Origin of the sequence: Bradyrhizobium sp. CSA207, assembly GCF_029051685.1 — a bacterium.
Taxonomy (GTDB): domain Bacteria; phylum Pseudomonadota; class Alphaproteobacteria; order Rhizobiales; family Xanthobacteraceae; genus Bradyrhizobium.
On record NZ_JAACFT010000025.1, the window covers coordinates 1 to 15,311 of the forward strand.

Annotated in this window: 16 protein-coding genes and 1 tRNA gene; 13 read left to right on the plus strand and 4 right to left on the minus strand. The window is 63.9% G+C overall.

Going from position 1 to position 15,311, the window contains the following annotated elements:
* The first annotated feature begins 296 nt into the window (after positions 1–296).
* From GWG65_RS26320 to GWG65_RS26355, 8 genes are all read left to right on the plus strand, one after another.
* Positions 297–1,112, plus strand: coding sequence for a sugar phosphate isomerase/epimerase family protein (locus GWG65_RS26320; protein ID WP_275198474.1), 816 nt, complete (start codon positions 297–299; stop codon positions 1,110–1,112).
* Between the two features lie 30 nt (positions 1,113–1,142).
* On the plus strand, positions 1,143–2,780 hold the full coding sequence (locus GWG65_RS26325; RefSeq protein ID WP_275198475.1) for an ABC transporter substrate-binding protein: 1,638 nt from the start codon (positions 1,143–1,145) through the stop codon (positions 2,778–2,780).
* Between the two features lie 3 nt (positions 2,781–2,783).
* The gene (locus GWG65_RS26330) at positions 2,784–3,767 is read left to right on the plus strand and encodes an ABC transporter ATP-binding protein (RefSeq protein WP_275198476.1); all 984 of its coding nucleotides are present in this window, start codon (positions 2,784–2,786) and stop codon (positions 3,765–3,767) included.
* On the plus strand, positions 3,764–4,768 hold the full coding sequence (locus tag GWG65_RS26335; protein ID WP_275198477.1) for an ABC transporter ATP-binding protein: 1,005 nt from the start codon (positions 3,764–3,766) through the stop codon (positions 4,766–4,768). The genes GWG65_RS26330 and GWG65_RS26335 overlap by 4 nt, the downstream gene beginning before the upstream one ends.
* Entirely contained in the window at positions 4,768–5,697 is a 930-nt protein-coding gene (locus tag GWG65_RS26340) for an ABC transporter permease (protein WP_275198478.1), read from the plus strand. The genes GWG65_RS26335 and GWG65_RS26340 overlap by 1 nt, the downstream gene beginning before the upstream one ends.
* The gene (locus GWG65_RS26345) at positions 5,694–6,554 is read left to right on the plus strand and encodes an ABC transporter permease (RefSeq protein ID WP_275198479.1); all 861 of its coding nucleotides are present in this window, start codon (positions 5,694–5,696) and stop codon (positions 6,552–6,554) included. The genes GWG65_RS26340 and GWG65_RS26345 overlap by 4 nt, the downstream gene beginning before the upstream one ends.
* Positions 6,555–6,767: 213 nt before the next feature.
* Complete coding sequence (gene ilvD / locus GWG65_RS26350) at positions 6,768–8,618, plus strand: dihydroxy-acid dehydratase (protein ID WP_275198480.1); 1,851 nt, start codon at positions 6,768–6,770, stop codon at positions 8,616–8,618.
* 351 nt (positions 8,619–8,969) lie between these two features.
* On the plus strand, positions 8,970–9,293 hold the full coding sequence (locus GWG65_RS26355; protein ID WP_275198576.1) for a hypothetical protein: 324 nt from the start codon (positions 8,970–8,972) through the stop codon (positions 9,291–9,293).
* Positions 9,294–9,417: 124 nt separating this feature from the next.
* Here the strand turns inward: GWG65_RS26355 and GWG65_RS26360 are convergent, their stop codons facing one another.
* Entirely contained in the window at positions 9,418–9,549 is a 132-nt protein-coding gene (locus tag GWG65_RS26360) for a hypothetical protein (protein ID WP_275198481.1), read from the minus strand.
* 708 nt (positions 9,550–10,257) lie between these two features.
* Here GWG65_RS26360 and GWG65_RS26365 point away from each other — a divergent pair.
* The 4 genes from GWG65_RS26365 (at position 10,258) to GWG65_RS26380 (ending at position 12,977) form a co-directional block, all read left to right on the plus strand.
* Entirely contained in the window at positions 10,258–11,640 is a 1,383-nt protein-coding gene (locus GWG65_RS26365; RefSeq protein WP_275198482.1) for a hypothetical protein, read from the plus strand.
* Positions 11,641–11,973: 333 nt separating this feature from the next.
* Positions 11,974–12,063 (plus strand) — tRNA-Ser (locus GWG65_RS26370).
* A gap of 164 nt (positions 12,064–12,227) precedes the next feature.
* Positions 12,228–12,353: a hypothetical protein gene (locus GWG65_RS26375; RefSeq protein ID WP_275198483.1), complete on the plus strand. Its 126-nt coding sequence runs from the start codon at positions 12,228–12,230 to the stop codon at positions 12,351–12,353.
* 120 nt (positions 12,354–12,473) lie between these two features.
* Positions 12,474–12,977, plus strand: coding sequence for a hypothetical protein (locus tag GWG65_RS26380; protein ID WP_275198484.1), 504 nt, complete (start codon positions 12,474–12,476; stop codon positions 12,975–12,977).
* A 103-nt stretch (positions 12,978–13,080) separates the two neighbouring features.
* Here the strand turns inward: GWG65_RS26380 and GWG65_RS26385 are convergent, their stop codons facing one another.
* Positions 13,081–13,767 carry a DUF2939 domain-containing protein gene (locus GWG65_RS26385; RefSeq protein ID WP_275198485.1) on the minus strand — a complete coding sequence of 229 codons (687 nt, stop codon included), beginning with the start codon at positions 13,765–13,767 and terminating at the stop codon, positions 13,081–13,083.
* A gap of 428 nt (positions 13,768–14,195) precedes the next feature.
* Between GWG65_RS26385 and GWG65_RS26390 the strand changes: the two genes are divergently transcribed.
* Complete coding sequence (locus GWG65_RS26390) at positions 14,196–14,543, plus strand: hypothetical protein (RefSeq protein ID WP_275198486.1); 348 nt, start codon at positions 14,196–14,198, stop codon at positions 14,541–14,543.
* Positions 14,544–14,931: 388 nt separating this feature from the next.
* Here the strand turns inward: GWG65_RS26390 and GWG65_RS26395 are convergent, their stop codons facing one another.
* Positions 14,932–15,129, minus strand: coding sequence for a hypothetical protein (locus GWG65_RS26395; RefSeq protein ID WP_275198487.1), 198 nt, complete (start codon positions 15,127–15,129; stop codon positions 14,932–14,934).
* 14 nt (positions 15,130–15,143) lie between these two features.
* Positions 15,144–15,290, minus strand: coding sequence for a hypothetical protein (locus GWG65_RS26400; protein WP_275198489.1), 147 nt, complete (start codon positions 15,288–15,290; stop codon positions 15,144–15,146).
* Between the last annotated feature and the right edge of the window lie 21 nt (positions 15,291–15,311).

The following is a 15,311-nucleotide window of genomic DNA, read 5'->3' on the forward strand; positions in this document are numbered from 1 at the left end:
ATGTGGTCCCCCAACCCCATGTCGCGCGATCAGAGGGTGATGCCCTTGGAAGTGGCCGCCGATCGATGTCCCGCGATGTACGCGACATCGGAATAGGATTCCATTCCGGATCACTACGGACACGCGCGCACCGCGAATATGCGCGTTGCGATCAAGACGTGATCGTCTCTGCCTGAAATCGATGCAGACGAGGATGTCCACATCCTTCAGCGTTGCAGAACCTGCATTTCACCGGCCTGTCATTGAACTGGTCTAGCGCTGCTCTCGTCATCGCTGACGGCCAAGGAGAACAAGCCATGTCGAAGCCGGTACTGGGCGCCGCATTGTCCATCAGATCGATCCCCGCGCACCGTGACTGGCTTCTGGAACGGCAGCGCGATCTCGAAATCCAGGACTTCTTTCGAGCGGACCTGCTTGAAGGCGACTGGCGCAGCGCAGCCGGCGAGATCAAGCAGATGCTCGCAGGCCACACCGGCCGGCTCGGCATTCACGGGCCATTCTGGGGTTTCAAGATCGACAGCCACGACGCGATGATCCGCCAGGCGGTGACGAAACGCCTGCTCCAGGGGTTAGACGCCGCCGAATTTCTCGGCGCGACGCAGATGGTGATCCATTCGCCGTTCACCACCTGGGATCGCAACAATCTCGATCTCTACCCCGAAAATCGCGGCAGTCTGGTCGAGCGCGTGCGCGCGACGCTCGCCGAGGTGATCGTACGCGCCGAGACGATCGGCTGCGAAATCGTCCTCGAGAATATCGAGGACAAGGATCCGCGCGACCGCGTGCATCTGGCCAAGGCGCTCGAGAGCGCCAGGGTGCGCGTCTCGCTCGATACCGGGCATGCCAACTACGCACATGTGTCCACCGGCGCGCCGCCCGTCGACTATTACGTCGATGCCGCCGGCAACATGCTGACGCATGTCCATCTCCAGGACTCCGACGGCTTTGCCGACCGGCACTGGGCGCCGGGCGAGGGCAACATCCACTGGACCGCCGTCTTCCGCGCGCTCGGCCGGTTGACCTCCAACCCGCGGCTGATCCTCGAACTGCGCAACCACGACGACGTCCGCGCCGGCGCCGCGCATCTCGCCGCGCTCGGTCTCGCTGAATAACCGGCATCACAGAGGGCAGGGGTTATCGTCATGAGCAAGCTTACCCGTCGCACCATCCTCAAGTCCGGCACTGCAGCTACAGGCGCGCTGTTCCTGCCGCGCTTTGCGATCGCGCAAGGCGACAATCGTCCATCGGTGACGATCGCGGTGCAGAAGGTCACGAATTCGAACGTGCTCGACGTGCTGCGCGAGCAGTCCAATGTCGGCGAGCGCGTGTTCTTCTCCTCGATCTGGGAAGGCCTGATCTCCAAGAACTGGCGCGGCAGCCTCGAGGCCGTGCCGGGGCTCGCCACCGAATGGCGCCGCATCGACGACCAGACCGTCGAGGTGAAGCTGCGCCAGGGCGTGAAATTCCACAATGGCGACGAACTGACGGCGGAGGACGTCGTCTTCACCTTCAGCCGCGAGCGCATGTTCGGCGAGACCGAGGCCAAGAGCCGCTCCACCATCCAGGCGTTTGAAAAGATCCCGACGCCTCGGCCGGGCAAGGAGCTGCCGCCGGACGTTCCCGCCGTGGCACGCCGGATCTGGCCGGACCTCGTCCGTGTCGACGCCGTCGACAAGTATACGGTGCGCTTCTACAATGCGACGCCCGACGTCACGATCGAGGGCCGGCTGTCGCGTTACGGCTCCGACATTGCGAACCGCCGGGCCTGGGCCGAATCCGCCAGCTATCTCGACTGGGCCCGCAAGCCGATCACGACCGGCCCCTACAAGGTCGTCGAACTCAAGCCCGACGTCTCGCTGACGCTGGAAGCGCACGACGAGTATTGGGGCGGCCGTCCCCCGCTCAAGCGCATCCGCTTCCTCGAGGTGCCCGAGGTCGCAAGCCGCATCAACGGCCTGCTGTCGGGCGAGTATCAGTTCGCCTGCGACATCCCGCCGGACCAGATCGCCGGCATCGAGAAGAACGCCGCGTTCGAAGTGCAGGGCGGCACCATCCTCAACCACCGCCTGACAGTGTTCGACAAGAATCACGCCCAGCTCGCCAATCCGCTGGTGCGGCGCGCCTTCACCCACGCGATCGACCGGCAGGCGATCGTCGACAGCCTGTGGGCCGGCCGCACCCGCGTGCCGAAGGGCCTGCAGTGGGAATTTTACGGCGACATGTTCAACGCCGACTGGAGCGTGCCGGCCTATGATCCAAAACTCGCGCAGGATCTGTTGAAGCAAGCCAACTACAAGGGCGATCCGATCCCCTATCGCCTGCTCAACAATTACTACACCAACCAGGTCGCGACCGCGCAGGTTCTGGTCGAGATGTGGAAGTCGGTCGGCCTCAACGTGCAGATCGAGACCAAGGAGAACTGGTCCCAGATCATGGAACGCGCGCCGACCCGGGCGGTGCGCGACTGGTCGAACTCGGCGGCCTTCAACGATCCCGTCTCCTCGCTGGTTGCCCAGCACGGACCAAACGGCCAGCAGCAGCAGATCGGCGAATGGACCAATGCCGAGCTGAACACGCTCTCCGAATTCCTGGAAACCTCGATCGACCGTGCCGCGCGCAAGAAGGCGTTCCGCCGCATGCTGGAGATCGCCGAGCGCGAGGACCCTGCATACACGGTGCTGCATCAGAACGCGACCTTCACGGCCAAGCCGAAGTCGATCAAGTGGAAGGCGGCGCCGGCCTTTGCGATGGATTTCCGCGCCGGCAATTTCGAGGCGTAGACCATGCCGCCACTCGTCAGCATCGAAGGCCTGAGCGTCGCCTTCAACGGCGTCCCGGTCCTGCGCGGCGTCGATCTCAAATTGCAGAAGGGCGAGGCCCTTGGCCTCGTCGGCGAGTCCGGATCCGGCAAGTCGGTCACCTGGCTTGCTGCCCTGGGTCTGCTGCCGCGGCATGCGCGGGTGTCGGGTTCGGTGCGGCTCGACGGAGGTGAAATCCTCGGCGCGGGCGAAGCCGAGCTCGACCAGGTGCGTGGCGGGCGGGTCGCCATGATCTTCCAGGACCCGGCGAGCGCGCTCAATCCGGTGCTGACCATCCGCAAGCAGCTCTGCGAAACCCTGGCGCTGCATCGCGATCTTTCGGGCGCCGCGGTGAAGGCGGAAGCGCTGCGGCTGCTCGACCTCGTCGGCATTCCCGATGCAGCGCGGCGGCTGTCGGCCTATCCGCACGAATTCTCCGGCGGCCAGGTCCAGCGCATCATGATCGCGATGGCGCTGGCCGGAAATCCCGACCTGCTGATCGCGGATGAGCCGACCACGGCGCTCGACGCCACCATTCAGGCGCAGATCCTGGAGCTGCTCTGGTCGATCCGTCGCGAGATGGGCATGGCGATGGTCCTGATCAGCCACGATCTCGGCGTCGTTGCAGAGAACTGCGACCGTGTCGCGGTGATGTATGCCGGCCGTATCGTCGAGGAGGCACCTAGCAACCAGCTCTTTGCCGACCCCGTGCATCCCTACGCGCAAGGCCTGATCGGCGCGCTACCCCCGCTTGACGGGCCGCGCCGCCGCCTCACCGCCATTGCCGGGACCGTGCCCGATCCCGCCAGCATGCCCGGCGGCTGCGCCTTCGCGCCGCGCTGCGCCCTCGCGGCCGAGCCGTGCGGCCATGCTGCGCCGAGTCTGGCGCCGATTGCCGACAGCCGGACCGTCGCCTGCATCCGCGCCGAGGCCTCGCGCCGGGCGCTGCTGGGGATGGCTGCCGAATGAGCGTGCCGCTCGTCGAGGTGGCCGCGATCTCGCGCAGCTACGCCATGCGCTCCGGAATGTTCGGCCGAAGCACCGCGGTTCATGCAGTCGATGGCGTGTCGCTCACGATCCCGAAGGGCGAAACGCTGGGTCTCGTCGGCGAGTCCGGCTCTGGCAAATCCACTACGGGGCGCATCGTGCTCGGACTGGAGCCGCCGGATCGCGGCGCGGTGCGGTTTGACGAAAAACCGATGGCCGCGCCCGGGACGGCGGCGTGGCGCGCACAGCGGGCGCGCATGCAGATGATCTTTCAGGACCCGCTGGGCGCGCTGGACCGGCGGTTGCCGGTTGCTGCGCAAATTCGCGAGCCCCTGGACATTCACGGTGTCGGCACGCCCGCCGAGCGCGAGGAGCGCGTTCGCGAATTGCTGCGCGCGGTCGAGCTGACGCCGGCGCATGGCGCGCGCTATCCCGGCGCGCTCTCCGGCGGTCAGCGTCAGCGCATCGTCCTGGCGCGGGCGCTGGCAACGAAGCCCGATTTCCTGGTCTGCGACGAGCCGGTCAGCGCGCTCGATGTTTCGATCCAGGCGCAGGTGGTGAATCTGCTCGCCGATCTCCAGGCGCAGCTCTCGCTGACCTTGCTGTTCATCAGCCACGATCTGCGCGTCGTCAGGCAGATCAGCAGTGTGGTCGCTGTGATGTATCTCGGCCGCATCGTTGAACTTGGCAGCGCCGATGATCTCTTTGCGCGCCCCGAACATCCTTACACGCAGGCGCTGGTCTCGGCCTCGCCGGCGCCGGGCCGCCGCAGCGCAGGCCGCATCGTGCTGTCAGGCGATCCGCCGAACCCGGCTGCGCGCCCTAAGGGCTGCGCGTTCCATCCGCGCTGCCCGTGCGCTATCGCGCGTTGCGCGACCGAGACGCCAATTCTGTCTGCGGTCGGCGGAGACCGCCAGGTCGCGTGCCATCTCGTGACGGGCTCAAAACCCGCGACCAAGGCCGCGACGCGGGATGCGGCGTGATGGGACGCTATTTCGCCATTCGTATCGGACGCGCGGCCCTGACCATCGTTCTCGTCGTCACCTTCGCCTTCGTGGTGTTGCGCCTCTCCGGCGATCCCTCGCTGATGATTTTGGGACCGGAAGCGCCGCCGGAGGTCCTCGCGGCTTTCCGCAAAGCCTGGGGCCTCGATGATCCCATCTGGTTCCAGTATCTCGATTACTTCGGCGCCATCGCCAAGGGTGAACTCGGTCGCTCCATGCGCGACGGCAGGCCCGCGATCGAACTCGTGCTGGAGCGGATTCCGGCGACGCTGGCCCTGACACTGCCGGCCTTCGCGTTCAAGGTGGCGCTCGGCATTCCCGCCGGCATCTACGCCGCGCTGCATCGGGGCTCGGCGATCGACCGCGCCGTGATGATGGCCGCGGTCGCGGGCTTCACCGTGCCGAGTTTTGTCCTCGCGCTGCTGCTTGTTCTCGTCTTCGCCGTGCAGCTGGGATGGCTGCCGTCGGGCGGGCAGGACAGCTGGCGTCATGCGATCCTGCCAATCGCGACGCTGAGCCTCGGCGGCGCTGCGGTGCTGGCGCGCTTCACCCGCAGCGCGATGCTGGAAGTGCTGGGGCAGCCCTATATCCGCACCGCCTCGGCCAAGGGCGTGCCGTGGCGCAAGGTGGTGACATCGCATGCGCTGCCGAACGCCGCGATCCCGACCGTCACTATTTTGGGCTTCATGGTCGGCACGCTGATCGCGGGCGCGGTCGTGGTCGAGAGCGTGTTCTCGTGGCCGGGAGTAGGGCGCCTGCTCGTCGTTGCCGTCGCCAACCGCGACCTCGCCGTCGTGCAATGCATCCTCTTGCTGGTCGCGCTGACCATGGTCACGTCCAATCTGATCGTCGACTTCCTCTACGGCTTCCTCGATCCACGGCTGCGCATGAAGGGAGCCCATGCATGACGGACGCAGCAGTCAAGGACACCGCCGTCCGCCGCCGCATTAGCCTCCCAGCCATTCCGGTTTCGGTCGCCATCGCGATCACCTGGATCATCGCCATGCTGGTGATTGCGGCCTTCGCCGAGAAGATCGCGCCCTATGGCTACACCCAGCTCGACCTGCGCAATCGCCTGGCCGCACCCGGCAATATCGCGCATTGGCTCGGCACGGACGAACTCGGCCGCGATGTGCTGTCGCGGCTGCTCGTCTCGATCCGCATCTCGCTCCTGATCGCGTTCGGCGCGACGGCCATTTCGGCCATCGTCGGCACCACGCTCGGCTTCCTCGCCGCGCATTTCCGAGGGGTCGTCGAGCAGTTCGTGCTGATGCTGTCCGACTTCCAGGCCAGCATGCCGTTCCTGATCATGGCGCTCGCCGTGCTCGCTTTCTTCGGCAATTCGCTGCCGCTGCTGATCGGCCTGATGGGATTTTTCGGCTGGGAGCGCTACGCCCGCATCGCCCGAGGGCTCGCCATCTCCGCCAACGCGCAAGGCTACGCGGCCGCGGTCCGCCAGCTCGGCGCGCGGCCGTCGCGGATCTATCTGCGCCATATCCTGCCCAACATCGCCTCGACCCTGATCGTCTCGACCACGCTGGTCTTCCCCGAGGTGATCCTGATGGAATCAGGCCTGTCCTTCCTCGGCCTCGGCGTGCAGCCGCCGATGACCAGCCTCGGCAACATGGTCGGCTACGGCCGCGAATATCTGACCAGGGCGCCCTGGATCATGCTGGCGCCGGCGGCTACGATCGTGGTGACGACGCTGGCGGTCTCCGTGATCGGCGACTGGCTGCGCGACCGGCTCGATCCGACCCTGCAGTAGGGGCAAGGCGAAGCCCAAGCGCCGCTATCGTAGCCTGGATGGAGCGCACGCTCCATCCAGGCTACGAAAAGGCCGCGTCCGGAGCAGGGGAGCCCTGTCCGGCCCAAGTTCCCGTTGCGCGCGCCCACCCCGTGCGCTATCCGGCCGGAAAGGCCTGAGGCGGCTTCGAAAATTTGCCCCGCCCGGCTGACCCAACCGAGGACGGAAACCGCCATGCCAGCCTATCGCTCCCGCACCACCACCCACGGCCGCAACATGGCGGGCGCCCGCGGCCTCTGGCGCGCGACGGGTATGAAGGATGCGGATTTCGGCAAGCCGATCATCGCGGTCGTCAACTCCTTCACCCAGTTCGTGCCCGGCCACGTCCACCTCAAGGACCTCGGCCAGCTCGTCGCCCGCGAGATCGAGCAGGCCGGCGGTGTGGCGAAAGAGTTCAACACCATCGCGGTCGACGACGGCATCGCCATGGGCCATGACGGCATGCTCTACAGCCTGCCGTCGCGCGAGCTGATCGCCGACAGCGTCGAATACATGGCCAACGCCCATTGCGCCGATGGCCTCGTCTGCATCTCCAATTGCGACAAGATCACGCCCGGCATGCTGATGGCGGCGCTGCGGCTCAACATCCCCGCCGTGTTCATCTCGGGCGGGCCGATGGAAGCCGGCAAGGTCAAGCTCCAGGGCAAGACCAAGGCCGTCGACCTCATCGACGCCATGGTCGCGGCGGCCGACTCCAAGGTCAGCGACGAGGACGTCAAGGTGATCGAACGCTCGGCGTGCCCGACCTGCGGCTCCTGCTCGGGCATGTTCACGGCGAATTCGATGAACTGCCTGACCGAGGCGCTGGGCCTTGCGCTGCCCGGCAACGGCACGGTGGTCGCAACCCATGCCGACCGCAAGCGGCTGTTCGTCGAGGCCGCCCACACCATCGTCGACCTCGTCCGCCGCTACTACGAGCAGGACGACGCCTCGGTGCTGCCGCGCAACGTCGCCAACTTCAAGGCCTTCGAGAACGCGATGACGCTGGACATCGCGATGGGCGGCTCGACCAACACCGTGCTGCATCTGCTTGCGGCGGCGCACGAAGGGCAGGTCGAATTCACCATGCGCGACATCGATCGCCTGTCGCGCCGCGTGCCTGTGCTGTGCAAGGTCGCGCCCTCGGTCGCCGACGTGCATGTCGAGGACGTGCATCGCGCCGGCGGCATCATGGGCATTCTGGGCGAGCTCGATCGCGCCGGCCTGATCGACACCTCGGTCTCGACCGTGCATGCACCGACCATGAGCGACGCGCTGGAGCGCTGGGACGTCAAGCGCTCGAAGAGCGAAGCGGTGCGCACCTTCTTCCGTGCCTCGCCCGGCGGCATCCCGACGCAGGTCGCCTTCAGCCAGGAGCGCCGTTACGACGAGCTCGACACCGATCGCGAGAAGGGCGTGGTCCGCAACCTCGAGCACGCCTTCAGCAAGGACGGCGGCCTCGCCGTGCTCTACGGCAACCTCGCGCAGGACGGCTGCATCGTGAAGACCGCCGGCGTCGATGCCTCGATCCTGAAATTCTCCGGCCCCGCGCGCGTGTTCGAAAGCCAGGACGCTGCGGTGGAGGGCATTTTGGGCGGCAAGGTCGTCGCCGGCGAGGTCGTGGTCATCATTTACGAGGGCCCGCGCGGTGGCCCCGGCATGCAGGAGATGCTGTATCCGACGAGCTATCTGAAATCGATGGGCCTTGGCAAAGCCTGCGCGCTCGTCACCGATGGCCGCTTTTCCGGCGGCTCGTCCGGCCTGTCGATCGGGCACCTGTCACCGGAAGCTGCCGAAGGCGGCAACATCGGCCTCGTGCGGACCGGCGACCTGATCGCGATCGATATTCCGAACCGCAGCATCAGCCTCGAGGTCTCCGACGAAGAGCTCGCCAGGCGCCGCGCGGCGGAAGAGGCGAAGGGCGATGCCGCCTGGCAGGCGACGAACCGCACGCGCAACGTCTCCACCGCGCTTCAGGCCTATGCCGCACTCACCACCAGCGCCGCGCGCGGCGCGGTGCGAGAGGTCAAGCGTCGCCCGCGATGAGCGCGTCCTTGTAGCCCGGATGGAGCGAACGGGTCCGCGCGAAGCGCCGTCCGAGAGCGCAATCCGGGGCAAGTGCGAGACCGGACGGGACACCGTCCCGGATTACGCTTTCGCTCCATCCGGGCTACGAGTCCGGCCGCGTGGCGTCAGCATGCATGGTCAATGAATCCCTATCGATCGCCCGCGCTCCGCGATCGCGTTAAGGATGCCCCGACGAAGTTCGGCGGCTTTGGATTTCGCGGCGTATATTGCTGCGACCTTCGATCCAAATCCATTTCGGGCAACTGGGGCACCATCACAATGTCTCGTACTCTTGCTGTCGTTTTCTCAACGGCCGTCGCCGCGATGTCGATGACGGGCGCGGCTTCCGCCGGCTGCTACAATTGCTATGCGCCGCCGCCGTGCACGACCTGCTATCAGCAGCAATACGTGCAGCCGCAATACCGCACCGTCGACGAGACCGTGATGGTTTCGCCCGGCGCCACGGTCGCGCATCGCACCCCGGCGCAGTACCGCACCGTGATGGTCCCGCAAACCGTGATGGTCGCGCCCCCCGGCGTCCAGTACGAGCGCATCCCGCCGCAATACGCCACGCGCCAGCGCGTCGAGATGGTCTCGCCGGGGTATTCGTACTACGCGCCGGTGGCGACCGGCTGCGCATCCTGCGGGTACTGAGCCAACGAAAACGACGGATGTTCGCGCGGCGCTCGCAAGGGGCGCCGCGTTTTCTATGATGTCGCCGTGCTGCCCTACAAGATCACCTTCGGCGAGCTGCGCGAGATGGGTGTTCGCGGCGTCCTCATCGCTGGTTCGCCAGCGCCATGACGTCGTTGACGTACTGCTGCAACAGCTCGCGCAGCCCGGCAATATCGCGCTTGCCGTCGCCGGCATGCCGCATGACCATCAACTTCACCAGGATCGAGGCGGCCATCGTCTGGACGGCTGCTGACGCCTGGCGAGGACCTGCTCGGTCGTCAGTAGATCAGCGTGGAAGACAGCCAGACCGTCAGGCACGCGCAGAGAACAATTCCCAGATACGGCAATGCGATGCGCATCGAATATCCTCCGAGACGCTTCCAATGCCGTCAGCATCGCATATTCGCGAGTCCGCGCCTAGGCGCTCAGTTAGACGCGCTTCTTGTTTCGGGTAGACCGCCCCTGAGCCGCTGGGCTTCCTCTCTCGTCAGAGCGGCAAGCCTGTCCAATTGATTAGCTAATCCGGTGAAGGTCCTTGCGATGTTCTTCAGCAAAATTGCTCGTTCCACAGAATGATCGGATGATTGAGCAAGTGCCCTGTATGCAATCGCGAGTTCTTGGCATTTGGCGGCGTCAAACATGCTTTTTCCCGACAAAAAAATGAAAAGCAACATCTCAGCAGATACAATCGTTGCATAGTAGTGACTAGATCAGGCAATCGCAAGCTGTGTCCCGCCAATAGGTTAATTGGCCTCTGCGCAAGGCGAGATGGGCAGCGTCGGACGGCAGGCTTCCGCTGGCAGCGTTTTACAAGTTTCCAGTACCGGGATTTACCCGATTGCGTCGCCGCCATCTGGCATCCTATGGTCCCGTCCGTTGTGTTTGTTAGTTGGGGCGGGGGCTCCCTTTGGCTATCTCGATTGCGGTCGCGGAAACGCGACCCTTGTCGCGCGTGGACAGGCGCGCGATTGTTTACATCGCGCTCCTGTCGCTCGCTGGCGCCTATTTCCTCGCTTGGCCGATTTGGCGCGCACAGTTCTTGATTGAAATCTGGCCTACGGAGTCGTGGAACGCCTATTGGCAGGACACGGCGGCTGCGTGGCGGCCGATCTATCCGGGGCCAGATAGCCTTGCCGGCAATAACTACCCGCCGCTCTCGTTCTATGCGATCGGGGCGCTCGGCAAGCTGCTGGGTATGGACAACCTGTTTGTGGGGCGCGCGCTCTCGCTGCTGGCCCTGGCGGCGCTGGCCCTGGAGGTGTTTCTTTCGGTCCGGATTTTGGCGTTGGGCCGCCTCGGCGCGACCGTTGCGGCGCTTTGGTATGTCGCGATGATGGCGCGCAACTCGACCATCTACATCGGCGCGAACGATCCGCAACTTGCTGGCCTCGCCATCATGGGCGCGGCGCTCGTGTATTTCCTTCGGCTTTGCCAGCAGAAGCGGTCTCCCGTGCCCGCGCTGCTGCTGATGGTCGTCGCGGGCTTTTGGAAGCACAACATCATTGGGGTCCCGCTGACGGCGCTCTGCTGGCTCTTCATCTCATCGAACCGCGAGGCCGTCAGAGCGACATTCGTGAGCGGCTTGGTAACCGTGGCCGGACTTCTCGCCTGCGTCGCCGTGTTCGGGCCTAATTTTGTCCCCGATCTTCTGGCCCCGCGGCAATACAGTTGGTCGAATGTTTTGACGAATGCGGGGCATCTGCAATGGTCTGCGCTCGCGCTGCTGATCTGGGCTGCATGGGCGATCTTCGATCACCGCTCCACGCCCGCGAGGTTTACCGCGTTGCACATCAGCATCGGGCTTCTCGCTTGCATCGTGCAATGGTTGGGCCATGGCATTTTCGGGAATGCCGAGTTCGATCTGATCTTCGCTGTGGCAATCGGCCTCGGCGTCACCTTCAATCGCATGGAGTCGAGTTACGTTGCGAGAATGATTGGGCCCGATCGTTGCCGGGATGCGATGGTCCTTGCGCTTCTGCTGAGGCTGATCCTGACCGATCGGCAGGAAACGGCCCTTCTTCTCCTAAGCCCCGAGTTCCGGGAGTCGCTGTATGCGAGCGAACATAACGTTTTGAACGAAGCCAAGATCGTTGCGGCAATCCCCGGTGACGTCGCCTGCACGATCAAGCTTGTTTGCAGGCAAGCGGGCAAGTCATTCGTCGTTGATGAGTTCAGGACGGACGAGATGGTGGCAACAGGGAAGCTCGCCCCCGCCGACATTCCTGCTCTGCTGAGCGCCAAGCATATTTCAGTGCATCCCAAGACGCAGCCGACCGGACCCGAGCAAGACACGTCGTTTTCGAGGTGGTGGCGAAGGCGAACCTAACCGATACGTAAAGGCGTATCGCTGAACGGCGAGCTTGTCCGGTGGCGGGAGCAATCGTTGACCGATCAGGGATGGAGGCAAGGATCCCGTCGCACCGCGCTCGCAGTGGCGAAAGAGGTGTTCGAACTCCAGCGCGGGCTGCTCTCCGCAACTACCTGAGCGGGAACGGTCGATGCAGGCAGGCAATAACCTATCGGCAACCTGTCGGCGGCGATCAGCTCGTTGTCCGCCGGTTTGCTGTGGTCCTGAAAGTGTCCGAACTTGTCCCCAACTGCAATCTGTTCGCGGCTGTTCTTGATCTCGGCGCCTGTAAGTGCTTGATGCTGCTGATCCGGAAGGGTGGCCGAGTGGTTTAAGGCACCGGTCTTGAAAACCGGCGTGCCCGCAAGGGTACCGTGGGTTCGAATCCCACCCCTTCCGCCAGTATGTTGTTCTCCACTGTTCGTGGCTGTTCGGAATCCACAGCAAAATCAAGCGATTGCTCCTAAACGCTGTACTAGCGTGTTCGCAGATGTTCTCTGCAATTCGAGCAATAACCGTAGATTTGCCCCGTGGGTTCGGAGGACGGCTTGCTCGGAGGGGAACACGTGGCAGGCAAACTCAAATCACTCGACGTAGAACGCGAGACTAAGTCCGGCAAATACGCCGACGGCGACGGGCTCTACTTGATTGTTGCCGGCCTGACGTCGAAAAATTGGGCCTACCGATACTGACTAGACGGCAAAGAGCGCTGGCATGGCCTGGGCTCGTTTAAGGACGTCTCACTGAAGGACGCGCGCCTGGCACACGACGCAGCGCGACTCCGGGTCAAGGGCGATCGCAGCACGCCGGGGGTGGACATCGTCCAGGAGAGGCGGGCGGCGCGGGTGGAGGCGAAAGCGGCCGAGATCGTCGCCGATCTGCCGACCTTCGAGGAATGCGCCGAGACCCATATCCGGGCGAACTGGTCGACTTGGAGCGAGAAGCACCGTGATCAATGGCCGTCGTCACTGAAACGCTATGCCTATCCGACAATCGGCAAGCTCAGTATTCCCGAGATCAAGCCGAGCCACATCCATGACCTGCTCAAGCCAATCTGGGTGGAGAAGCGCGAAACCGCCAACCGCGTCCGCGGCCCGCCGCGCGTGTCCCTGCCGATCGTGCAGGGGATCGGAGCCATTTCGTACTCGGCGTATCTCCTGCATCCGATCGTGATTGACTACATTTGGAAGACCAAGCAGCATCTTCCAAACCATATTCCCAACTTTCGTCGCGATCACGCTTGGCGCATCATTGGTGACCTACTTCCTGATCGAGCGACCGTTCATAGCCCTGGCTCACAGGTACACGCGGTTTAGTAAACCAAGGGAAGTGGCAATTATCCAAGCAAATACCCCGGCAGTTTTTTGAGCGCAGACGCGGTGCCGATATGACGCCGCAAAGGAAAGGTGTCTAAGGGGGTTAACGCGTCGGCAGCCGGTCGACCATGTTGGATACGACCGAGGCAGGTAGGTTGATCCCTGACAGCTTCCAGCCTGCTCCGTAAAAATGCATGCTGATGCTTCCCGCCTTTTCGGCCGATCCTAGCCCCAGCGCAAATTCAACGGGCTTGACTGGAGTAATCCGTCCGAGGACGACGAAGATGTTCGAAACGTCTAGGTCCGCGAGCGCTGACATCGTTCCAAAACTGATATTCTCCGCCGCATTGCGAACGGTCCCGCTTCTCAGGAGCACAGACAAATTCTCCGGCGTGAGGAGTTTGATCGCGAGATCATCCGCTATCGTCGCGCCGATCGTGTTGATTGCCATTCGCTCAAGTGGCCGCACCGGCCGTTTCTGCCCAAGCCGATCGAGATAGGCGGCGACAACCTGATCGACGAGGGAATGACGGACCCGCGGAAGGTCTATCCGAGCCATGACTTGGGCAACGTCACCGTTGCGAACGGCTGAAACGAGACCTAGCAGGGAAACGAAAGCCGACCCGATATAGACCACCAGGCAGATCAGGACGGCCACCAGGATGCCGACGACCCATTTCATGGAACGCCAATCGAAGCCGTCGCGCTTTGTTCCAAGCGACAAAAACGCCCGGCAGCGGATCCGCGAGCGGAGGGCCGCGGCAAGAGGATCGGGCTGGAAGGCAGGCAAGATTACTTTTTCAGGATAAGTCCCATTGCGCGCGCCATTCGCCTTACGGATCCGGCGTGCCGCCCGAGCGCCACCGCTATCTCCGACACGACACGACGACGCGCCAACCACGCAAGTCGCTTTCGCTCAGCTTCTGTCCATTCCTTTGGCTTCGACGATCTCATTTCGAAATGATCGAACGAGCTCGACGCGGGCGATATTGGGAAATTTACGGGTGGCGGCGGGCAAGTAAAAGGCCCGCCGTACAGCCGCTGGCTTTAGGCTAGTGCAGCACTCTGGCGGCCTCGGCGAGCCGGACCTTCCGACATCGAGTTTCAATTCGAAGAGGGCTACGAGGGCGGGGATGGCACTATAGTGTTCGGCTGGATCGACAGGTGGCTCAAGACGATCATCGAAGCCACCGCAGGATCCGAGAGGGCGGTGCAGCGATGAGCAGCAACATCATCGAACTGTCCGCGCGGCGAGCAGGCCGCGCCCTGCCACCTGAAAACGTAAGCCCTGTCGATTTCCTCGTCACCGGTCGCCAACCTGCCGAACGGTATGAGCCGCGCGAGACGGGTCGCCAACGCGCTGGACGCCAACGCAATCCACTACGCCATCCATGTAACAGGGGCTCGCTTGCAGTGACGGTCGCGGGCAGACTGGAGCGAAACGAACCGCTAGGCTATCCCGTCGGCGCTGTTGGCGAGCTCCGCAAGGGCGCTTTGGCTGCTCGTCAGCTCGCCGATCAGCTCGAGCGGTTAGCTCAACAGCACAGCACGGCCTTGCCGCGATGAAGCGCCGGCGCCGACCGCACAGGAAGCGCAACGGGCAGCGGCTGGCGGCACATGCCCGCCGGCCGTTGTGCCCCTAGTCCCTAAAAGATACGCCGCCGGGCTCGAAATACAGCGTCCCGGCGGCGCCCTGTTTCAAACTGGGTCCTGCAATCCCAGCCACCTAGATATGAGCAACACCCGTGCCACAGAGATGAAGGCCCTGACGTCTTGATGTATGTCAACGGCCGCGTTCGGTTCTCCGCGACCGTCGGGCGGGAGATCATCAGGAAGCTCCGTCGGCGCCTCAATAGAGGGGCTGCCGGCTGAGACGCTGACGACAAGGCCCGCCGGTCCACGCTGGCGGGCCTTTTCACATCATCGTCTTGCAGGGTACTCGAACAGGGCGCGCTTACGGCAGTTGCGGTTGCCTTGCGTGCCGAAGCGTCGAGTCGACCACGCATTCCGTCACTTTGGCCGCTTCACTGTGTGTCCGCCGGCATTCTTCCCGAATTTGTTTGATCTGGCTGTGGTCGCCGTGCAAATCAACCGTCACGTAGACAATCGCGAGGCAAAAAATCACGAACACCGCGATACCAATCGTCCTCACGGCGGGGCCTCCACCTATTCCAGAACCTCGTACTCGAAGGCGACACCTTCCGGATCGTTCTCCTCGAACCACTTTTCCGCGGCATCAACCGTGGCGAAGACCTTGACGTGGTCCTTATCGCCGACCTGCTTGGCGATGTTGACGTAAACGAAGACGGTCATTGATCCCTCTTCAGCTTGCGC

Bases quoted from the DNA above. Each gene is read 5' to 3' on its own strand.
- GWG65_RS26320 (WP_275198474.1), top strand. From the start codon at position 297: ATGTCGAAGCCGGTACTGGGCGCCGCATTGTCCATCAGATCGATCCCC.
- GWG65_RS26325 (WP_275198475.1), top strand. From the start codon at position 1,143: ATGAGCAAGCTTACCCGTCGCACCATCCTCAAGTCCGGCACTGCAGCT.
- GWG65_RS26330 (WP_275198476.1), top strand. From the start codon at position 2,784: ATGCCGCCACTCGTCAGCATCGAAGGCCTGAGCGTCGCCTTCAACGGC.
- GWG65_RS26335 (WP_275198477.1), top strand. From the start codon at position 3,764: ATGAGCGTGCCGCTCGTCGAGGTGGCCGCGATCTCGCGCAGCTACGCC.
- GWG65_RS26340 (WP_275198478.1), top strand. From the start codon at position 4,768: ATGGGACGCTATTTCGCCATTCGTATCGGACGCGCGGCCCTGACCATC.
- GWG65_RS26345 (WP_275198479.1), top strand. From the start codon at position 5,694: ATGACGGACGCAGCAGTCAAGGACACCGCCGTCCGCCGCCGCATTAGC.
- ilvD (WP_275198480.1), top strand. From the start codon at position 6,768: ATGCCAGCCTATCGCTCCCGCACCACCACCCACGGCCGCAACATGGCG.
- GWG65_RS26355 (WP_275198576.1), top strand. From the start codon at position 8,970: ATGACGGGCGCGGCTTCCGCCGGCTGCTACAATTGCTATGCGCCGCCG.
- GWG65_RS26360 (WP_275198481.1), bottom strand. From the start codon at position 9,549: ATGGCCGCCTCGATCCTGGTGAAGTTGATGGTCATGCGGCATGCCGGC.
- GWG65_RS26390 (WP_275198486.1), top strand. From the start codon at position 14,196: ATGAGCAGCAACATCATCGAACTGTCCGCGCGGCGAGCAGGCCGCGCC.
- GWG65_RS26400 (WP_275198489.1), bottom strand. From the start codon at position 15,290: ATGACCGTCTTCGTTTACGTCAACATCGCCAAGCAGGTCGGCGATAAG.